The following is a 20,374-nucleotide window of genomic DNA, read 5'->3' as shown; positions in this document are numbered from 1 at the left end:
CCATGACATTAGAAGCAAAACAAGTATCATTCTCCATTTACGATCAGCGAATACTTCACGAGGTAAGTGTAAAAATAAAGGAAAAGCAATTTGTCGGGTTAATTGGCCCCAATGGTAGTGGGAAGTCGACATTGCTTAAAAATATGTATCGTCTCCTAAAGCCAGAAAGTGGGACAGTCTTGTTAAATGAACAAGATATTTTAAAGCAATCTAGTAAAGCCATTGCTAAAAATTTAGCCGTTGTTAGTCAAGAAACACCCGTATTATTTGACTTTACTGTTCATGATTTAGTCAGTATGGGAAGGACTCCACATAAAAAGCTATTAGAGCTTGATCAGGAGCAAGATTTTCAAATTGTAAAAGATGCTTTGAAGCAAACGGGCATATTGCACCTAGCGAAACGAAGCTTTAGCTCACTTTCCGGTGGGGAGAAGAAGCGTGTTATGGTGGCAAGAGCACTCGCTCAGCAAGCACAGGTCCTTATATTAGATGAACCAACAAATCATTTAGATATTCAACATCAACTTCAACTGATGGACTTAATTCAAACTTTGCATCTAACAGTAGTAGCCGCTCTCCATGACTTGAATATCGCCGCTATGTACTGTGACCAAATTTATGTTTTACAGCGCGGACGCATTGTTTGCCATGGTACACCAGAAGAAGTACTTACACCATCATTGTTGCGAGAAGTATTTGGAGTATTTGCTGATATTCAAACACATTCACTGACGGGTAAGCCGTATCTTACATATGTCCCTGAACAATTCGCAAGAGGGGGCAACCCTATTTAGTTTGCCACGATCATTCAACACCATCTAATAAAAAAGGGCGCTCCTTCATATAAGAGGGCGCCCTTTGTCATCTACTATTAAGATACCGCTTTTAAACCTGCAACTCCAATGATAATCGCAATGATGCTGATGATTCGTGCAAGGTTTTTAGATTCCCCAAAGAACATAATATTGACCAGCACGGCACCTACAGTTCCAATACCAACCCAAACAACATAGGCGATGCTTAGTTGTAAATAGTTGAAGGAAGCATATAAAAGTGCAAAGGATAAACCAAAGCCTCCGACGTATAATAATAAATTTCGTACGGTTTTATGTTGACTATAAAAGCGTAAACCAATGACACCGACTATTTCCGCCACTGCTGCTAATATAACGAATACCCAGCCCATTATGCATCCACTCCTTTTGTCGTACTAGTATCCTTCGATGGATTATCCGCCAATTTTAGGCCAATAACGCCCAATACTAAAATAACCATGAATATCCCTTTAATTGCATTAAAATCACCATTGAAAATAAAAATATCCATTAATGTCGTACCAATTGCACCTGCTCCAGCGAAAATTGCGTAGACAGTACCCGTAGGGAGTTTTTCACAAGCCTTCGATAAGAAGTGAAAATCAACAGCGATAATAGATACAATAATGATCCAATGCCACCATGTATTTGCTACGTTAAAACCGAATATCCAAAACAATTCAAATAAACTTGTTAGTCCAACATACATCCATTCTTTTTGCATAAATAAATTCCTTCCGTAGTAGAATTTTATGACTGACATTCAGTCATTTTTGGGATAAAAGAGAACGCCACTTATGCGTGACGTAGGCCAAGTGCGTGATATAAAAAGTCTAGAAGCTCAAGCTTAAGCTGCTGCATGGTTTCATCCTTGCTATCGTCAAACAAATAAATTTGTTCGGCAGCAGATTCGATTAGACCAATGATAAGCTTGGCTGATCGCGATGGATTAATGGAATCTCGGATGATTCCTTGTCGCTGAGCCGTTAATAAAAAATTACTCATCCAAGCATAGTAGGGTGAATAGATGTTTTCCCACTCTTTCAAATGCTCAGTTTGTGCAATACCCGCATAAATAAGTGCGACAATATCTCCATATTCTTTCGTAATTAAGAAAATCATCTCTACCACTTCTTCAAGCTGCTGTTCAAAGGGTTTATGATCTGAAACACCTTCTTCGACAGTAGCCATAATGCGCTCTACCATATTTTTGGCAATAGCGGGCATAACCGAAAGACGCGATGGGAAATAAAGATAAAATGTTCCTTGTGCAATACCAGCTGTCTTTACGATATCTGAAACCTTTGTTTTTTCAATACCTTTTTCTCGAAATACTTCAATGGCTGCTTGAATAATTTTTTCTTCTTTTGACATGATATCCCTCACTTTGCCTTACTTATTAGTATGTTACAGGAGAGAAAAATGAATGTCAACGAAAAATGACTGATAGTCAGTCATTTTCGGCGAGTATAGTTGTTTTAACTTCAGGGAACTTTATGTTTGAAAGGATTGATGACAATGGAAAACATTAAATTTGCACAATTAGATTCACAGCAACTTGCGAAAATTAATGAACTGGAGAAAAAAATGGGTGTCACATTAGTTGCCTATGATTCATCATCTATGCCACCAAATAGCTCTGGGGCTTATGAGGAAAATAATAGCACAACCAATAATCATCCATCATAATAAATGTGAAATGCCTTGCAGTCATGTAAGGTATTTTCATTTTAAGTAGCGTTTAAGGAGTGAATGAACATGAAAGAGTTTTATGCTGATTTACATATTCATATTGGCCGCACAGCTAAAGGACGTGCTGTGAAAATTACTGGTAGTAAAACGTTGACATTAGCGCGCATATTAGAGACTGCTAGTGCAAGAAAAGGACTGGACATCATTGGTATTATTGATTGTCATTCGCCTGAGGTTATAGAGGAAATGAAAGAGATGATTGACCAAGGTGAACTCGTGGAACTGGCAGAGGGTGGACTGCGTTTTCAAGAAACGACACTGATACCAGGTTCAGAAATAGAAATCTATGATCAATATTGCCATGGTCCCATTCATGTGCTTGCTTACTTTCCTACATTATTGCTCATGGAGCAATTTTCAAATTGGATGTCTCAGCATATGAAAAATATTCATTTAAGCTCACAACGAATTTACTGTGATGGAAGAACATTGCAACAAAAAGTTCATGAGTTGGGAGGGCTATTTATTCCTGCTCATGTATTTACTCCCTTTAAAAGTTTATATGGCAAAGGTGTTCATCACAGTCTAACAGAAGTTTTTGATCCCCAGCTAATAGATGCAATTGAATTAGGGTTAAGCTCAGATACAAATATGGTACGCCATATTAAAGAGCTTCAAGCATATCCATTTGTGAGTAATTCTGACGCGCATTCTCTTGGGAAACTCGCACGAGAGTATCAAAAATTACGATTAGCAGACGCAAACTTTGTAGAATTACAAATGGCTCTTCGTGAACAACAGGGACGAGCAATCATCGCCAATTATGGCTTGAATCCATTACTTGGTAAATATCATCAAACAGTTTGTGGTAAGTGCGGAGAACAACTTAGTAACGAAGCTATAATTTGCTCGAACTGTGGAAGTCCACAAATCATAAAGGGTGTTGCTTCACGTATACAGGAATTATCAGAGGATTTTACACACGAAAAAAATAGACCACTGTATATCCATCAAGTACCGCTCGATTTTATTCCTGGTATTGGCCCAAAAATGATGGAACGATTACTGCAAGCATTTGGAACAGAGATGAATATTTTACATCGAGTAACCATCGAACAACTTGAACAAATTGTGCCACAAAAAATGGCCAAATTAATAGATGCTGCGAGAACAGGTCATTTAAATATTGAAGTTGGTGGTGGTGGAATTTATGGGAAGGTCCACATTGAATAGCAAAAATGATTTAAAAAGATTATTGGTTTTTTAACCTATTTTTAACTCCCTTCTAGTAAAATAGTTAAAACAATTACTATTTTTAGGTAGGGGAGAGAATGTATGAAATTTTCAAAGAAATTCCGTTTTTTAGCCACAAGCATGCTTGCATTACAGTTAACAATACCTGTCGCTGCGATTGCTGAAGAAACAGGAGATTACATAGCACCAAGTTGGACTACTCAGGCAGATTATATAGCTCTAGGTGATTCAATTGCACATGGAATGAATGAGGTCGGTGCAATTGGATTAGGCTACACAGATTTTGTTGCACAAGCTTTACAAAAAGAGGGCTTCATTACTTCTTATAATAAAGGTTTTGCAATGTCAGGCTATACAACAAAAAATGTGTTGGCAGATATACAAAATGATGTTGCCAAAACAGTGACTGGTTTTGGCTATCCTATGGAACAGGTTAAATTAAAAGCATCTATTAAAGAGGCAGAGATTATCACGTTAACTGTAGGCGCTAATGACTTACTGCCAATATTAAAAGAATCACAGACAGCCGGAATTGATACACTCGCCATCATAAAGGCTACAAAAGAGGCTGTAACCAATATTGCAGCAATTTTAACTGAAATAAAAAAATTAAATCCACAAGCAGAAATTTATGTGATGGGCTATTATAATTCATTCCCATATTATAGTGAGAGCTTACAAAATCAATTTAAAATACTATTGGCTACAATGAATACAACTATTAAAACGACAGTTGAAAAGGCTGGAGCGTTTTTTGTACCTACATCTGATGTTGTGGCAAAGGATGTTCCAAGCTATCTTCCAAATCCAGAAAATATTCATTTAAGTGAAGCAGGTTATTTTGCAGTAGCAAATGAGGCATTTTTACCAATCATAAAAACTAGTAGCTTATGGGATGTAACGAAAGCTATTCAAGTCCATGTAAAAGATCGTAAAACGGTGGATGTAAAGTGGCAAGAAGCGACGGATAATGTTGGTGTGGAGAAATACAAAGTATATGTAAATGGCAAATTAACTTCAACAGTACCTGCTGATACAACCGAGACGACGCTTACAGATTTGACTGAGCATACAGCCTACACAATTACAGTAAAAGCAATTGATGCTGCTGGTAATGAAAGTGTTCAAAATCCAACAGCGACTTTCACTTCAGGAGAAACAATTCGTTTTACAGATACAGCGAATCATTGGGCAAAAGATTATATTCAACAAGCAGCAGAAGCAGGGATGATGAATGGCTATCCAGATGGCACATTTAAACCTAATCAAAATGTGACACGCGCACAAGTAGCCTCTATATTAGTGAGAAGTTTGGGAATAACAACGCAGGAAAAAGCGCCATTTACAGATATCGTTAATTATAATGCGAAAACACAGTCGGAAATTGCGGCAGCGTATGCACATGGCATTATTAAGGGAGCCGATGGGAAGTTTAACCCTGCAAAACCTGTAACACGCGCTGAATTAGCATTGATGATTGAGCGTGCCTACGAGCAACAATTTAAACAGCCTTATATTGTCCAAGGAAGCTCACCATTTACAGATATTGCATCTTATAATGCAGAGACAAAACATGCCATTACGATGTTGTTTGAGCTAGGAATTGTGTCGGGAGATGGACAGAAGTATTCACCGGCAGCTTCAACTACAAGAGGGCAAACAGCTAAAATGATGGTGAATCTGAATCAATTATTCACTAAATAAAAAATTGAAGGTAGAGGTGAAACAACATCTCTACCTTTTGACGTTTTCGCTATAGTAAATGAAAGCTTTTGTATCATTTTTCTTTGTGATACCACTATTTCAAAAACATTTTCATTTCATTAAATGCCAAGTCACGATGACCAGCCTGACAGTGTTGTTCACCACCGGTTTCCTTGGTAAAGATTTTCGTAGTGATTGAAGCAGCATTACACAGTTCACGCTGGATTTGTGGTAGACGGCTAATTGGAACATATTGATCATCCTCTCCAGCAAGAAGTAATACATCCTGATTAATAAACTGACCGATTCCAGCCATCGTATGTTTCTCAAAATTTTTAATTAATGTAAACGGCGTTTCCTCACCTGTATTCTCCATTCCTTTCATTACCTTCCACTTTAAGTCGATGTTTGTGGCCATCATATTTTCAATAATTGCATTGACATCATCTGATTTATTAGTAGCTAAAAGAGCAGTCAGTCTACTCCAGATATCTTCGGGCATTCTAATCTTTAATGCATCAAGACCGCTGTAGAAAATATTAAATGCTATCACTTTGTCAATCCGTTTTTCAAATGCTGCCGCACGCATCGCTAGGTAGCCTCCCCAGGAAGCACCCATAATACTGACCCGATCTAATTGAAAATAGTCAATGATTGCAGCGACCGGTTTTTCCCAATTATGAATGAATTTTAAACCATTCTTTAATGCTGACCCCTGCCCAGGACCGTCAAAAACGATAATATTATAATCAATTCCTCTAATGAAGCTCATCATCTTCACCATTTCTTCCATATAGGAATCATAGCCACCGAATACCAGTAACGTTTTATTGGCACTAGGTTTAATTAATTTAATTACGGGTAGTACGGAGTTCTCATAGGGAACTTGATAGGGTTCATAGTCAAAATCATTAAAACCTTTATAGAAAGTCTCCCGATATTTTTGATACATTCTATTTTTGTTTGGATCTGATGGAGCTAGATAAAATTCAGCAGCTTGATAGTAGACTGATGCAAGATCATAATGGTACTGTTCTTCTCGCTTTATCGCATACTCTAGCCAAGCTTCATACCAGCTTTCTAAATCAGTTAATCTTGGAATAATACCTTTTAAATCATGGTTAGCCCTTTCATCATTCTGATAATAGTCATTTAAGAAACGATTGATTTGCAAGTTAAATTGTTCATTGTTAACATAATTTTTAAACATTGTATCCCTCCTCTTATTAATTACAAAACCCATGATAAAGTGCTCCATAAGGTCTAACAATAAGCAAATGAGTTGAAAAAGTAGGAAATCGTACATTGTATAAAGAATGGTTCGAAAAGCTTCTTTTTAAGGGGGATTGATTGTATGGCAGAGGACGTTCGAGTATACAAGACAAAAAAAAGTATTACAGAAGCATTCATTATTTTGTTGAATGAAAAAGATTTCAATCAAATTACGATAAAAGATATTTGTAGCCGTTCGTTAATTAGCAAATCCACCTTTTATAGTCACTTTGTAGATAAGTATGATTTGCTAGAAAAAATGGTGAACAAGTATATCACTTTTTTCAAAAATGAAATATCATTCCGCTTTGTTTCTGCTGACCAGGGACATGTTGCTCAAGTAATTGAAATGATCATGGACCAAACTGCTGCAAATAAGAGAGAGATTGCAACACTATTAAATGTACATGTTCCTTTTGCAAATTTGCGTGTTGAATTAGAGGGGATTTTATACCAAGCTTGTTTATCTTATTTGAACGAAAAACTAAGCGATCCTAATGTCTCTATTGACTACCTGGCTCAACTGTATACTGCAAATGCTATGGTGCACATCAACTGGACTTTAAAAAGCGAAAAGGATAAAAATGCGATTGAACTTGTCCATAAATTACAACAGTATATTTTTGAACAGGTTCAAAAATAAATAGGTTGAACGCCCTCTAATGATAGTTATTGGGTGTTAGTAGATGACTGAAAGAAATAAGATTCGTCTAGAAGAAATTATAGTAGGTAAATACGTGGGTTAGAGGATAATATATGAATATACGTAGTGTTTTTAATTTGTACATATATTGAATTTACTGAATTAAAGAGAGGAAAATGAGGATGTTTTCATTTATTTTATCTGCCAAAAGATTAGTTAAAGGATTGTGGCGGTCATTTAAACGACCACAGTTCCTATCATTATTTACGACACTATTCCTCATCATTCTATCGGGTACTTTGTTTTACAAGGGGACAGAGGGTTGGTATTGGCTAGATGCTATGTATTTTGCTGTAGTCAGCTTGATTCCAACAGGCGTAGAAACGGGGCTATACCCAACAACCTCGTTCTCCAAGATTTTTACAATGATCTATCTAATTGTAGGTACGGGTGTAATGTTTATTATGTTGCTCACGCTTGGCCGCTCTATTGTAGACTTTTCCTTAAATGAAGAGGAAGAGGTTGCGGTTAAGAAACATTTGAAAAAGTAGAATAGCCGTACAATGAATCTGATGAAAGATTCATTGTACGGCTATATTTTATGAAAGCTTTGCTATAATGCCTTCTTCATCGTCTAAAACAAGTTCAATACCTGTTGAAAAAGGATCACCATGGAGAACATCTTTTATCCAAACACGCAAGGCACCAATCATGGCTCCTGTATTGAGTATTTCGATTTGACCATTTACTTCAACCTCCGCACCGAAGCCTGTGTCATCATCGTATGTCAATTCGACGATAACATCCTCGGGGCGAATGCTCTTATAATACGCTTGAGATAAACAAATAGCGTTAATAATATCTTGCTCGTTAATTATTTGTGCCATTGGGCTTCCTCTTTGCGTTTTTTATCTTTAAACATATTCATAATTTTTACGACTAGCATCACAATAACGGCAATTGCAGCTACGTTAATGAGTAAACCTAAAATATTTCCTAGTAAACCCATACCGCTAAATAAGCTACCGAATAATAAACCTGCAAGTCCCCCAAGCATTAATCCTTTCATAAGGCCACCTGAGAAGAAACCACCTTTTTTGGTTGTATCAGCTTTATTTGTTGAGTTTGTGTTGTTTTTATTTGTTGTGGCATTTTTTTGATCTTTAGAAGTGTCCTGAGACTTCTGGATATTTGAGCTATTGTTATTGTTTGAGAAGCCTTTTTTACCTGATTTATAGGATTTAGCCTCTGCTGTTGGTGTATCAGAGATGAATAATGTTGCACCAACTGTGGAAAATATTAGTGTCGCTGCAAATAGAGCGGCAAGAATTTTTTTCATTACTTACATTCCTCCAATATAATTTTTGGTTTGGTCATAAACTAGTTCTTATATAGTAATATTACATGAACTTTATTAAAAAATAAAACCAATACCTTCTAGAAATGAGCAATATCAAAAAATTTGAACAAATAGTGACAGATGAAGTATTTGTGGAAATTATACAATAGAAAGGGGTGAAACGATGCTAGTCACATTAATAACCTTCATCTCCATATTTTTATTGCTGTATCTGACAGAAAAAAGGCGTTTCCTCAACGCGGTAGCTCTTGGTTTAATAGGGGTATATATAATCAGAGCGTTCATTATGCAGTATCCTTTATTGCTGCCAAATGATCAGGGCATCATTTCAGAAATGGGAATTTTTATTATGCTAGGAAGCTTTCCTAGTATCATGTTTATTTTATCTATAGCCATGTTTTTCAATAGTAAGGTTTTGTTAGAGAAGGAAGGACGTAAAGTACGGAATTTAATGTTAGCTATTTTGGGGCTAAGTTTTGTTATTATGATGATATGGTATGTATTCGTCATTTTTATTCAGATTGAAAATGTGCTTTGGCATATTCTTTTCTTCTATGCGTTTTTAATTTTTGGCTATACAATGTTTTTATACACAAGTGTCCTAGCATATGCTGTATTGTATCATTTCACACCTATTCGCTATGAACCAAATTATATAATAGCCCTAGGATCAGGATTAATTGGCGATAGAGTTCCACCACTTTTAGCAAGTCGCTTAAATGAAGCGGTAAAGCAATACAAAAAGTACGGGGAAAGACCATTTATCATTGTCTCAGGTGGTCAAGGGACTGATGAAAAAGTATCAGAGGCTAGGGCTATGAAAACCTATTTATTAGATGTCCATGATATTCCTGCGAATAAAATTCTAATGGAAGATCAGTCGACCAATACAGAAGAAAATATGATTTTTACGAAAAATATAATGGATCAACATGCTCAAGGCGAAAAATACCGTTCCATATTTGTGACAAATAATTTTCACGTATTTCGCGCAAGTCTCTATGCAAAAAAAGCAAAACTAGATGCAGAAGGGGTTGGCTCAAAAACAGCCTTCTACTATGTTCCTAATGCATTTACAAGAGAATTTATAGGCTTATTAGAAATGAATAAATGGGCCCATATTACAGTTTTTTTAATCATTGCGCTATTTATAGGCTTACTGTTGCGAGCATATGTGTAACCAAAATTCAACTGTCTTCCATATAATAGTGGCAAGGCAGTTTTTTACATAATGTGCAAGGGAGGAAAACAATGTACGAGCAAATTTTAGCTAAGCGCAATAAGGAACGCATTCATTCCCTACAAGAAATCATACAAACGAAAAATACATGGTTTGCTCAACATATAAAATTACTAACATTCACTGAAGTTAACTTAACAGCCTTGCAAAAAATACTGTATCAAATAGTGCGAGGGTTATTAAAAGATCAGCAACAGCGACATTTGCAAATTGTCCATTCAGATCAAATTCAATCTGTGCAGGACAATGTATTAACGCTGTTAGCAGAGTATGATGATGTGTTGCGTGATGCTATTCCACAACCAATCTATATACTCATTTGGCAAATTTCATCCCTCGAAAGATTAACAAGCAGAATAGAAGTGGTAGATGATGTACTTGATGTAGTTGAATGGTATTTCTGCCATCAGGATAATCAAGTCAAGGTTTTAGATGAAGAAGACTTAGATCATGAGGTAATGATTGATCTATATAAAGAGGCGGTTGAGGATCAGGACACGGATGCACAATATCAGCTAGGGGAGTATTACAATGCTAAGGAAGGGAATTGTTTTCAACCTGAAAAATCACTAAAATGGTTCGAATTAGCCGCAGCCCAAGGAAATGCAGATGCGCAATACGTGCTAGGGAATTTTTATTTTGAGGGAGTCGGTGTTGAGGAGAATTATACTCAGGCTTTTTCTTTATATGAAAAGGCTGCTTTACAGGGGCATGCCGATGCTGCCAATAATTTAGCGGATATGTACTTTAATGGAGAGGGTGTGCCGCAGGATTTTACTCTAGCAAGAAAATGGTTTGATTTTGCAGCTAGTAAGAATGTGGCGGAGGCTATGTTTACGCTAGGAATTATGTATGAGCAAGGATTAGGAGTCAAAAAAGATACGAATGCAGCTTTTAATGCGTATAAAAAGTCTGCCGAAACAGGATATGTGGACGCACAGTATCGTCTAGGCGGTATATATCTAGAGGGGCGTCTTGATCAAGCAAAAGATATAAATCGAGGTTTATTTTGGTATGAAAGAGCAGCAGAGCAATTTCATATCGATGCCTTTTATGATCTAGGATTTATTTGGAGTAAAGGCTTAACAGGCATTCGAAATATTGAAAAGGGCATTCATTGGTTTAAACAGGCTGCTCTGCAAGGCGATGCAGATGCGAAGCTACAGCTTGGTCATATATATAATAAAGGTGTGGGAGTGGCCAGAAATCTGAAGGAGGCTATTAAGTGGTATGGACTTGCAGCAGATGCTGGCATAGAAGAAGCCGCAAAATTAGTAGAGGAACTTAAGGAATTGTAAATTTTATATTAAAATTTCATGGTTCATTAAGATTATTTATATGGTCTAAGTTAATAATCCTTTTGTATTGTATGAGGGTTTATTTATGAGTATTTATAATTATTTAGAATAAGGGTATAAAATATTAATATAGTGAAATTTAATGATAATCAATTGAAAAATAGAAAAAAGATAAAAAAAATAAGCATAATCAAACAAACAAATGAAACAAAAGGCTACCAATAATATTGTGGTAGCTTTTTTTTGGTGAAATTCAGACAATGTAGTAGTAAGGACTTTATATATATATTATGTAAAATTATGGTATAAATAAAATTGACAGTAATTTTTAAAATGTTTAAGGTAAATGAGTAATTTTGAAATGAAATCATACATAAATAAATCGACTGTAGTCAATGTATAGAGAAAATCTGTTAGTTGAGTGCAATTCACCTTTTATTCATGATAGAACAATGTGTGGCTGCTTTTGGAGGAAGCAGTGTGACAAATGAAATAGCTGAAGAAAATGGGAACATAGTAATATGGTCAGCCTATTAATCGGTATTTTTTGTTGTATCAATCAATATGCTAAAAGGTATTTATTGTTTCTCAGCCTGATAAAGTAAACGGAACGAAAGAGGGAAGATAAGTGATTTTTCAAAAACAGAGTAAGACGAAGGCGTTGGATTTACAGCAATATACGGTGAAAATGGAGCTGTCTAATCGCCAATTAATGGTGAAGCAAATTGAAATGCTAAATGTAACGAAGCAAGACTTACAATATTTAAAAGCATTCCAGCCGTATGTTATGGTCAATGTTGATCACATCGTAAACCGTTTTTACAATATGATCGGTACCGAACAACATTTGGTAAATATTATTAGTCATCATAGTTCTGTAGAAAAGCTTAAAATAACGTTACGGCAGCACATTATTGAAATGTTTAACGGAACGATTGATGAGGAATTTTACCAAAGGCGTGTGAAAATTGCAAAGGTGCACGTACATATTGGGCTTAGAACACAATGGTATATTTGCGCGTTCCAAGATTTATCTCTCTCATTTATAGACTTGGTTGAACAGCATATCGATCATCCGCGAGATCAGTTTAATACAATAAGGGCCATTTCTAAAATTTGTAATTTCGAGCAGCAACTTGTTTTAGAGGCATATGAAAATACTGTTGAACAGCATAAAGAAAACATGGAACTAGAAAAAGAAGCAATTGAACGACAAATTGTACACTCCTCTGAATTGCTTGCGACCATTTCACAGGAAACCAATAATTCATTTTGCAGACTAAGCGAGCAGTCTGGGGAAATTGAACAATTGGCAAAGAGATCGCTAGAAGTGTCTACGCTGGCTGAAAACCAAGCACTGGATGGACGTGAATGTTTAAAGAAACAATCACTAAATATGCATAATATTATTCAATCTCTTCATGATATAGAAGAAAATATTGAACAATTATCTGATATGTCGAAGGAAATGGAAACGATTATGAGTGTCGTTACCAATATTGCCAATCAGACCAATTTGTTAGCCTTAAATGCTGCTATTGAAGCAGCCCGTGCCGGAGAAGCAGGGAAGGGATTTAGTGTAGTAGCTGATGAAGTACGTAAATTATCCATTCAAACAAAGGAATCTGTCACCGCTGTTGCATTATTGTTGCAAAAAACGAGTGAACGCACCGGGAAATTAGAGCAATCTCTCATTCATATCCAAGATGAGGTGGCATCTGGTGAGGATAATATGTTACACACGGAAGGACAATTTACAAATATAGTAGGGGCAATGACAGAAGCAAAAGATCAAAATGATTGCATGGCGACGAAAATACAAGCAATCGCAGGTATATTAAGTGGGTTGGGTAGTTCTTTTACTGAAGTAACGAACTCAGCAGAAAAATTAGCTAGCTTTGCCCAAAATTTAAAAAGCTAGATCACTAGTAGCTATATTAAACACTATAGTACTCATTATAATGTGTGTTTAGTAAGCATATTCTTGGAGCTAGAGTTATCTCACAGTTGAGATAGCTCTATTTTTGCTAAATTTGTAAAGGGTTTAACGTAATTTTCAATGAAAATAAGTTTATACTGTAGACAGAACTAAAAATAGGGGCGGTTTACTATGAAAACAGTTGTTGTATTAGGTGGCGGTATTACTGGTTTATGCACAATGCATTATCTGCAACGCCAAGTGAAGGAAAAAAATTTAGATGTTCAGCTAGTGCTCGTAGAAAAAAATACATATTTAGGTGGCAAACTATATTCAGCCTATGAACAAGGTTTTATTATGGAAACTGGTGCTGATTCAATCGTAGCTCGCCATAAAGGTGTAATGGAGCTAGTGCAGGAGCTAGACTTTGAAGATCATCTCGTTTACAACGAAACAGGTATATCCTATATTTATACAAATAACGAGCTGCACGCCATTCCAGCGGATTCTACTTTCGGTATACCTATGAGTGTGGCATCACTTGAGGAAAGCACACTTATCTCTGACCAGGCCAAACAAGAAGCTTTAAAAGATTTAACTTTACCCAATGCAGGTTTTACAAAAGAAAGCTCAATAGGGGAATTTTTAACTTATTATCTTGGCGAAGAGCTTGTGGAAAATCAAATTGCACCTGTTTTAGCAGGTGTCTATTCTGGTGATTTACACCAACTTTCTATTGCCTCCACTTTACCGTATTTAATTGACTATAAAAATGACAATGGAAGTATCATAAAAGGTTTTGATGCGAATCGTGAGCAATTTGTTAAAGCTGCTAATAAAAAATTTATTTCATTTCAAAATGGATTATCCTCTTTAATTGAGCGATTAGAACAGAAATTAACAGAGGTAGACATCATTAAAGGGGTAGCCACAAATCATGTCCAAAAAATGGGGAACAAGTATTCGATTTCATTAGCAAATGGTCAATACATTGAGGCAGATTATGTTGTTCTAGCGCTACCGAATGAAGCGGTTCAAAGTATATTACAGGACGACTCCTTAACACATTATTTTGATCAGTTTACTACAGCATCAGCCATTACTATTTATCTAGGCTTTGATGTGCCTGATGCAAACTTACCTGCGGATGGAACAGGCTATATTGTATCGCATAATTCTGATGTCACTTGTAATGCAGCAACTTGGACGAGTCGCAAGTGGAAGCATACATCGAAAAACAATCAACTACTTGTTCGCCTATTCTATAAGAGTATTAATCCGGCGTATGAGCAGTTACGTAAAATGACTGACGACGAATTGGCAGCCGTCGCTTTAGAAGATGTTCGGAAAAGCCTAGGAATTGATGAAAAGCCAACCGTTGTGAATGTCACAAAATGGATTGATCAAATGCCTAAATATGACTTAGCTCACCGGGAAGCGCTACAAGGCTTACTACTAGAGCTGAATGAAAACTATCCGAATTTATCGATAGCGGGTTGCTCTTATTTTGGAGTAGGTATTGGTGCTTGCATTCAAAATGGGAAAAAAATTGGTGAAGAGCTTGCAGAAGAACTATCTAATTTCTAAGTTTTTAAGCAAATAATTTCTTTGTTATGTGAAATAGTCTTGACTCATTCGTCTGTAAACGATATGATTCTTTTAATTATTTAAAAAATTCATACTTAATAATTCTTATCAAGAGAAGCAGAGGGACTGGCCCATTGAAGCTTCAGCAACCAACTTTTTGTCAGGTGCTAAATCCAGAAGACCGTTGAGTCGAAGATGAGAAGGAACAATAATGATGAGTCGTTAAAGCCTTCTTTTTATATAAAAGAAGGCTTTTTATTATACAGAAATAGAGGAAGAGAGGCTAGTTTTATGGGATTGCTTGAAAAATTAAAAACGCATGTATTGACGGCAGACGGTGCAATAGGCACAGTGTTGTATGGCTATGGATTGGAGTATTGTCATGAGGAAATGAATGTTCAGAGACCTGAATTAATTGAAAAGATTCATAGAGAATATATCGCAGCGGGTGCTGATATTATTCAAACGAATACGTACGGTGCCAATGCCATTAAATTAGCTCGCTATGGACTAGAATCAAGTGTCCAACAATTTAATGAAGCAGCTATTACTATTGCTAAGCGAGCAGCAGCGGATGGCGGTCAATTTGTTTTAGGAACAATTGGTGGAATTCGTGGCATTCGTAAAAGCGATGCAACATTAGATGACATATTAGCGACCGTTGAAGAGCAGGCAAGTGTGTTACTTGCAGGAAATCCTGATGGCCTTTTACTCGAAACTTATTATGATTTTGAAGAATTAACAGCAACATTAAACGTGCTACGCGCCAAAACTAATATACCGATAATTGCTCAAGTATCTATGCATGAGCCTGGTGTTTTACAAAATGGTATGTCTTTAAATAATGCGCTACATGAGTTAGAGATTCTTGGTGCAGATATTGTTGGTGTCAATTGCCGTCTAGGTCCATATCATACGATTCAAGCGTTTGAGGCTGTAGAACTTCCGGCAAAGGCATTTATGTCAGCCTATCCAAATGCTTCGCTATTAGATTTAGAGGACGGGCGTGTTGTTTATGAGTCGGAGGCTGATTATTTTGGTCGCGCTGCTGTTGAACTGCGTGATCAGGGTGTTCGCTTAATTGGGGGTTGTTGTGGTACGACACCAAAGCATATTGCAGCCGCAAAGAAGTATTTAGAAGAGCTATCACCAGTTAGTGAAAAGCATGCGAAGCCTGAAAAGATTGAAATTGTTCGTGATGCCGAGCCAGCTAAATTTGAACCACTTCATGAAAAAGTAAAGCGTGAACGCTCGGTCATCGTAGAGTTGGATACACCTAGACACTTAGAAATAGATGGATTTCTTGAAGGGGCCAAACAACTATATGAGGCAGGTGCCGATGTAGTGATGATGGCAGACAATTCATTGGCATCCCCACGTATTAGCAATATTGCAATGGGGGCGTTATTGAAAAGTACTAATGGCGTGCGCCCCCTTACACATATTACCTGTCGAGATCGTAATTTAATTGGTCTTCAATCACATTTAATGGGGTTAAATGCCTTAGGAATTCATGATGTGCTAGCTGTTACGGGTGACCCAACGAAGGTTGGAGATTTCCCTGGTGCCACTAGCGTATATGATGTCTCCTCGATGGAGCTTATCCAATTAATTAAACAATTAAATGAAGGGGTTTCTTTCTCAGGGAAACCACTACGGAAAAAGGCTAACTTCTCTGTGGCTGCTGCATTTAACCCTAATGTTCGTGTTTTAGATCGTGCTGTGGCACGCTTAGAAAAAAAGATTGAGCATGGAGCAGACTATTTCATTTCACAGCCTGTTTATACAAAGGAAAAAATTATAGAAATATATGAAGCAACGAAGCATTTACAAGCACCGATTTATATTGGCATTATGCCCGTTACGAGTTATAAAAGTGCAGAGTTTTTACATCATGAGGTGCCAGGCATAAAATTATCTGAAGATGCTTTATCAAGGATGAAAGCATGTGGTGAAGATAAGGAACGCGCTACACTTGAGGGGATTGCAATTGCCAAGGAATTAGTAGAAGTGGCTGCGCAATATTTCCAAGGTATTTACCTTATTACACCATTTTTACGCTACGATGTGACATTAGAATTAATGAAATATATAGAGCAATTGGATGAACAGAAAAAAGGGGTAAGTATAAATGGCTAAGCACATGATTGAAGAACAACTTGATAAAAGAATATTAATTCTAGATGGCGCAATGGGAACCATGCTGCAAAATGAAAACTTATCAGCAGATGATTTTGGTGGAGAGGACCTAGATGGCTGTAATGAAAATTTAGTGCTTACTAGACCTGATGTCATTGAGAAAATTCATCATAAGTACTTAGAGGCAGGGGCAGATATTATTTGTACAAATACATTTGGTGGAACACCTCTTGTATTAAATGAATATAATCTAGGTGCAAAAGCGGAAGAAATTAATAAACGTGCAGTCGAAATTGCCCGTCAAGCAGTTGACAATTATACGACTTCCGACTGGCCCCGCTTTGTTGCAGGCGCAATGGGTCCAACAACGAAGACGTTGTCAGTTACAGGCGGCATTACATTTGATGAATTAGAAGAAAATTTCTTTGTGCAGGCAAAGGCATTGATTGAAGCAGGGGCAGATGTGCTATTGCTAGAGACAAGTCAGGATATGTTAAATGTGAAAGCAGGTACCCTTGGGGTAACTCGTGCTTTCGAGGTAACTGGTAAAGAATTACCTGTGATGATTTCTGGAACAATTGAGCCTATGGGGACTACTCTTGCAGGGCAAACCATTGATGCCTTTTATATTTCCATCGAGCATATTCAACCATTATCGGTGGGCTTAAACTGTGCGACGGGACCTGAATTTATGACGGATCATATTCGCTCATTAGCAGAGCTGTCAACGGGGTATATTAGCTGTTATCCAAATGCAGGCTTACCTGATGAAGAAGGATGTTATCATGAGTCTCCAGAATCTTTATCGCAAAAATTAAAAGGATTTGCAGAAAAGGGTTGGCTCAATATTGTGGGTGGATGCTGTGGTACAACTCCTGCACATATTGCGGCTATACGTGAAATTTTAAAAGATGAAAAGCCTCGTCAGCTACCAGAAAAAACGCATGGTCACGCAGTATCAGGTATCGAGCCACTTCTATACGATGATTCTATGCGTCCGTTATTTATTGGGGAAAGAACAAATGTTATTGGTTCTCGTAAATTCAAAAACTTAATTATTGATGGGAAATTTGAGGAAGCAGCAGAGATCGCAAGGGCGCAAGTGAAAAATGGCGCACATGTCATAGATATTTGCTTGGCGAACCCAGATCGTGATGAATTAGCAGATATCCGTGGCTTTATGCAGGAGGTCGTGAAAAAAGTTAAGGTTCCACTTGTTATTGATTCCACAGACGAAAAGGTTATTGAAGAGGCACTAAAGTTTTCGCAAGGGAAGGCCATCATTAACTCTATCAATCTAGAAGATGGTGAAGAACGGTTTGATGCCGTATTGCCATTAGTGAAAAAGTACGGTGCCTCGTTAGTTGTGGGAACAATCGATGAAACAGGGATGGCAGTCGATCGTCATCGGAAGCTTGAAATTGCTGAACGTTCCTATCAATTACTCACAGAAAAATGGGGAATGCAACCTGAAGATATCATTTTTGACCCATTAATGTTCCCAGTAGGAACGGGAGATGAGCAATATATTGGCTCAGCACTAGAAACAATTGAAGGAATTCGTCTCATTAAAGAAAAAATGCCCCGTGCATTAACGGTGCTTGGAGTTAGTAATATTTCGTTTGGCTTACCACCGGTTGGACGCGAGGTTCTCAATGCTGTATATCTTTATCATTGTACACAGGCTGGTTTAGATTATGCCATTGTCAATACTGAAAAGCTAGAACGGTATGCCTCAATTCCAGAAGCGGAAATTAAACTAGCCAATGACTTGTTATTTAATACAAATGATGAAACATTAGCCGTATTTACCGATTTTTATCGTGATAAAAAGAAGGAAAAGACTGAAGCAGATATTCCGAAAACTGTAGAAGGTCGCTTAGCCTACTATATATTGGAGGGGACCAAAGAAGGACTTATTGCTGATTTAGAGGCTGCCCGAGAAATATTTGAGTCACCTCTTGAGATTATAAATGGGCCTTTAATGAATGGGATGGCTGAGGTTGGTCGTTTATTTAATGATAACCAATTGATCGTAGCAGAGGTTTTACAATCTGCTGGAGTGATGAAGGCTGCTGTTGCCCATTTAGAGCAATACATGGAGAAGAACGAGGAGAGTGCAGGCAAAGGGAAAATGGTGCTTGCTACTGTAAAAGGTGATGTGCACGATATTGGAAAAAACCTTGTTGATATTATTTTAAGTAACAATGGCTATAAGGTTGTAGATTTAGGTATTAAGGTGACGCCTGCTCAATTAATAGAAGCTATTCGCAAGGAAAAGCCAGATTTCATTGGGTTATCGGGTCTATTAGTTAAATCAGCACAGCAGATGGTCACTACCGCCCAAGATTTCAAAGAGGCAGGAATTGATGTACCAATTTTAGTAGGTGGAGCTGCACTTTCCCGGCGTTTTACGGAAACAAAAATTGCTGATGAATATGGTGGTCCTGTTATTTACGCAAAGGATGCGATGCAGGGATTAGAGCAGGCCAATTTATTAATGGGTGAGGGGACACGTGAAAATTTCTTAGCAGAAATAGCGGAATCTCGCCAAAAACGTTTAGAGGCAGATGAAAAACGAGCAGCTCGTCCTGTCAAAGAGATTACAATAAAACCTGCTCGTACAGTAAAGGAAGCACCCGTATTTTTACCGGCTGATTTGCGTCGTCATGTAAAGAAAGAATATGCTGTTTCACATTTATATCCATATGTGAATATGCGGACATTGCTTGGGCACCATCTGGGGTTAAAAGGGCAAGTTCAACCATTACTAGATGCTGGCGATCCTAGAGCAACAGAGCTTAAAGATTTAGTGGATGATTATTTAAAAAGTGATCTTTTAAAGCCTTCAGGTTTATATCAATTTTTCCCTGCCCAAGCAGATGGAGATGATGTAATTATTTATGATCCAGCAGATAACAAAACAGAAATTGAACGTTTTACTTTCCCACGTCAGCAGGTCGAACCTTTTTTATGCCTGGCTGATTTCTTAAGAACGGTAGAAAGTGGAGAAATGGATTATGTTGCACTTATGGTAGTGACAGCAGGGCAAGGAGTTATGGCAAAAGCTCGTCAACTAAAAGAAGATGGTAAATTTCTTGAAAGTCATGCCTTGCAGTCGACGGCACTAGAATTAGCAGAGGGCTTTGCTGAACGCATGCATCAAGAAATTCGTGATCAATGGGGTTTCCCAGACGTGACAGACTTCACGATGCGCGATCGTTTTGCGGCTAAGTATCAGGGGCAACGTTTTTCATTTGGTTATCCAGCATGCCCAAACTTAGAGGATCAAGAAAAATTGTTTGGCTTATTAAAGCCTGAGGATATTGGTGTTCATTTAACGGAAGGCTTTATGATGGAGCCAGAAGCATCTGTATCGGCGATTGTTTTTGCTCATCCTGATGCTCGATACTTCAATGTATAAGGCGTAAAATATGAGGATATAGATAGTG

The 20,374-nt window shown here is 37.4% G+C and carries 18 protein-coding genes and 1 riboswitch; of the genes, 12 read left to right on the top strand and 6 right to left on the bottom strand.

What is annotated here, in order from left to right; translation table 11 throughout:
- Positions 1-2: 2 nt before the first annotated feature.
- A complete protein-coding gene (locus MKX57_RS21300) occupies positions 3-794 on the top strand; it encodes an ABC transporter ATP-binding protein (protein ID WP_008176926.1) in 792 nt (263 codons plus the stop codon).
- Positions 795-871: 77 nt separating this feature from the next.
- On the opposite strand, the gene MKX57_RS21295 is transcribed toward MKX57_RS21300, so the two are convergent.
- The 3 genes from MKX57_RS21295 to MKX57_RS21285 form a co-directional block, all read right to left on the bottom strand.
- Complete coding sequence (locus MKX57_RS21295) at positions 872-1,186, bottom strand: SMR family transporter (protein ID WP_008176924.1); 315 nt, start codon at positions 1,184-1,186, stop codon at positions 872-874.
- Positions 1,186-1,539, bottom strand: a complete 354-nt coding sequence (locus MKX57_RS21290) for an SMR family transporter (RefSeq protein WP_008176915.1) — start codon at positions 1,537-1,539, stop codon at positions 1,186-1,188. Before MKX57_RS21290 ends, MKX57_RS21295 begins: the two co-directional genes overlap by 1 nt.
- Positions 1,540-1,610: 71 nt before the next feature.
- Complete coding sequence (locus MKX57_RS21285; RefSeq protein WP_043990255.1) at positions 1,611-2,192, bottom strand: TetR/AcrR family transcriptional regulator; 582 nt, start codon at positions 2,190-2,192, stop codon at positions 1,611-1,613.
- A 141-nt stretch (positions 2,193-2,333) separates the two neighbouring features.
- On the opposite strand from MKX57_RS21285, the gene MKX57_RS21280 reads away from it, so the two are divergent.
- The 3 genes from MKX57_RS21280 (at position 2,334) to MKX57_RS21270 (ending at position 5,465) form a co-directional block, all read left to right on the top strand.
- Complete coding sequence (locus MKX57_RS21280; protein WP_170844197.1) at positions 2,334-2,504, top strand: hypothetical protein; 171 nt, start codon at positions 2,334-2,336, stop codon at positions 2,502-2,504.
- 69 nt (positions 2,505-2,573) lie between these two features.
- Positions 2,574-3,740, top strand: a complete 1,167-nt coding sequence (locus MKX57_RS21275) for an endonuclease Q family protein (protein WP_043990225.1) — start codon at positions 2,574-2,576, stop codon at positions 3,738-3,740.
- 102 nt (positions 3,741-3,842) lie between these two features.
- Positions 3,843-5,465: an S-layer homology domain-containing protein gene (locus tag MKX57_RS21270; protein WP_342550584.1), complete on the top strand. Its 1,623-nt coding sequence runs from the start codon at positions 3,843-3,845 to the stop codon at positions 5,463-5,465.
- Between the two features lie 94 nt (positions 5,466-5,559).
- Here the strand turns inward: MKX57_RS21270 and MKX57_RS21265 are convergent, their stop codons facing one another.
- Positions 5,560-6,675 carry an alpha/beta fold hydrolase gene (locus tag MKX57_RS21265; protein ID WP_089987278.1) on the bottom strand — a complete coding sequence of 372 codons (1,116 nt, stop codon included), beginning with the start codon at positions 6,673-6,675 and terminating at the stop codon, positions 5,560-5,562.
- Between the two features lie 144 nt (positions 6,676-6,819).
- Here MKX57_RS21265 and MKX57_RS21260 point away from each other — a divergent pair, with 144 nt between their 5' ends.
- Positions 6,820-7,380 (top strand): TetR/AcrR family transcriptional regulator, encoded by a 561-nt coding sequence (locus tag MKX57_RS21260; RefSeq protein WP_089987279.1) that lies wholly within the window; start codon positions 6,820-6,822, stop codon positions 7,378-7,380.
- Between the two features lie 182 nt (positions 7,381-7,562).
- Complete coding sequence (locus MKX57_RS21255) at positions 7,563-7,931, top strand: potassium channel family protein (protein WP_174804750.1); 369 nt, start codon at positions 7,563-7,565, stop codon at positions 7,929-7,931.
- Positions 7,932-7,979: 48 nt separating this feature from the next.
- Here the strand turns inward: MKX57_RS21255 and MKX57_RS21250 are convergent, their stop codons facing one another.
- Together MKX57_RS21250 and MKX57_RS21245 are read right to left on the bottom strand one after the other, a co-directional pair.
- Positions 7,980-8,267: a DUF2653 family protein gene (locus tag MKX57_RS21250; RefSeq protein WP_008176904.1), complete on the bottom strand. Its 288-nt coding sequence runs from the start codon at positions 8,265-8,267 to the stop codon at positions 7,980-7,982.
- The gene (locus MKX57_RS21245) at positions 8,255-8,719 is read right to left on the bottom strand and encodes a hypothetical protein (protein WP_008176901.1); all 465 of its coding nucleotides are present in this window, start codon (positions 8,717-8,719) and stop codon (positions 8,255-8,257) included. Before MKX57_RS21245 ends, MKX57_RS21250 begins: the two co-directional genes overlap by 13 nt.
- Before the next feature lie 184 nt (positions 8,720-8,903).
- On the opposite strand from MKX57_RS21245, the gene MKX57_RS21240 reads away from it, so the two are divergent.
- The 6 genes from MKX57_RS21240 (at position 8,904) to metH (ending at position 20,346) form a co-directional block, all read left to right on the top strand.
- A complete protein-coding gene (locus tag MKX57_RS21240; protein WP_239355415.1) occupies positions 8,904-9,920 on the top strand; it encodes a YdcF family protein in 1,017 nt (338 codons plus the stop codon).
- Positions 9,921-9,991: 71 nt separating this feature from the next.
- Complete coding sequence (locus MKX57_RS21235; protein WP_239355416.1) at positions 9,992-11,278, top strand: tetratricopeptide repeat protein; 1,287 nt, start codon at positions 9,992-9,994, stop codon at positions 11,276-11,278.
- Between the two features lie 628 nt (positions 11,279-11,906).
- Positions 11,907-13,199, top strand: coding sequence for a globin-coupled sensor protein (locus tag MKX57_RS21230; protein WP_342550583.1), 1,293 nt, complete (start codon positions 11,907-11,909; stop codon positions 13,197-13,199).
- A 189-nt stretch (positions 13,200-13,388) separates the two neighbouring features.
- Positions 13,389-14,783, top strand: a complete 1,395-nt coding sequence (locus MKX57_RS21225) for a protoporphyrinogen oxidase (RefSeq protein WP_342550582.1) — start codon at positions 13,389-13,391, stop codon at positions 14,781-14,783.
- Positions 14,784-14,885: 102 nt separating this feature from the next.
- Positions 14,886-14,985: riboswitch (SAM riboswitch) on the top strand.
- A gap of 89 nt (positions 14,986-15,074) precedes the next feature.
- Positions 15,075-16,922: a bifunctional homocysteine S-methyltransferase/methylenetetrahydrofolate reductase gene (locus MKX57_RS21220; protein WP_107922848.1), complete on the top strand. Its 1,848-nt coding sequence runs from the start codon at positions 15,075-15,077 to the stop codon at positions 16,920-16,922.
- A complete protein-coding gene (metH, locus tag MKX57_RS21215; RefSeq protein WP_342550581.1) occupies positions 16,915-20,346 on the top strand; it encodes a methionine synthase in 3,432 nt (1,143 codons plus the stop codon). Before MKX57_RS21220 ends, metH begins: the two co-directional genes overlap by 8 nt.
- The last annotated feature ends 28 nt before the right edge of the window (positions 20,347-20,374 follow it).

Source organism: Lysinibacillus sp. FSL M8-0216 (assembly GCF_038595555.1).
In the GTDB taxonomy this organism is placed as follows: domain Bacteria; phylum Bacillota; class Bacilli; order Bacillales_A; family Planococcaceae; genus Lysinibacillus; species Lysinibacillus fusiformis.
The sequence above is the reverse complement of the archived record's forward strand: the minus strand, read 5'-3'. Positions and strand labels throughout refer to the sequence as shown.

Coding starts and splice junctions, on each gene's coding strand:
- MKX57_RS21300 (WP_008176926.1), top strand. CDS start 3: ATGACATTAGAAGCAAAACAAGTATCATTCTCCATTTACGATCAGCGA.
- MKX57_RS21295 (WP_008176924.1), bottom strand. CDS start 1,186: ATGGGCTGGGTATTCGTTATATTAGCAGCAGTGGCGGAAATAGTCGGT.
- MKX57_RS21290 (WP_008176915.1), bottom strand. CDS start 1,539: ATGCAAAAAGAATGGATGTATGTTGGACTAACAAGTTTATTTGAATTG.
- MKX57_RS21280 (WP_170844197.1), top strand. CDS start 2,334: ATGGAAAACATTAAATTTGCACAATTAGATTCACAGCAACTTGCGAAA.
- MKX57_RS21275 (WP_043990225.1), top strand. CDS start 2,574: ATGAAAGAGTTTTATGCTGATTTACATATTCATATTGGCCGCACAGCT.
- MKX57_RS21270 (WP_342550584.1), top strand. CDS start 3,843: ATGAAATTTTCAAAGAAATTCCGTTTTTTAGCCACAAGCATGCTTGCA.
- MKX57_RS21265 (WP_089987278.1), bottom strand. CDS start 6,675: ATGTTTAAAAATTATGTTAACAATGAACAATTTAACTTGCAAATCAAT.
- MKX57_RS21260 (WP_089987279.1), top strand. CDS start 6,820: ATGGCAGAGGACGTTCGAGTATACAAGACAAAAAAAAGTATTACAGAA.
- MKX57_RS21255 (WP_174804750.1), top strand. CDS start 7,563: ATGTTTTCATTTATTTTATCTGCCAAAAGATTAGTTAAAGGATTGTGG.
- MKX57_RS21250 (WP_008176904.1), bottom strand. CDS start 8,267: ATGGCACAAATAATTAACGAGCAAGATATTATTAACGCTATTTGTTTA.
- MKX57_RS21245 (WP_008176901.1), bottom strand. CDS start 8,719: ATGAAAAAAATTCTTGCCGCTCTATTTGCAGCGACACTAATATTTTCC.
- MKX57_RS21240 (WP_239355415.1), top strand. CDS start 8,904: ATGCTAGTCACATTAATAACCTTCATCTCCATATTTTTATTGCTGTAT.
- MKX57_RS21235 (WP_239355416.1), top strand. CDS start 9,992: ATGTACGAGCAAATTTTAGCTAAGCGCAATAAGGAACGCATTCATTCC.
- MKX57_RS21225 (WP_342550582.1), top strand. CDS start 13,389: ATGAAAACAGTTGTTGTATTAGGTGGCGGTATTACTGGTTTATGCACA.
- MKX57_RS21220 (WP_107922848.1), top strand. CDS start 15,075: ATGGGATTGCTTGAAAAATTAAAAACGCATGTATTGACGGCAGACGGT.
- metH (WP_342550581.1), top strand. CDS start 16,915: ATGGCTAAGCACATGATTGAAGAACAACTTGATAAAAGAATATTAATT.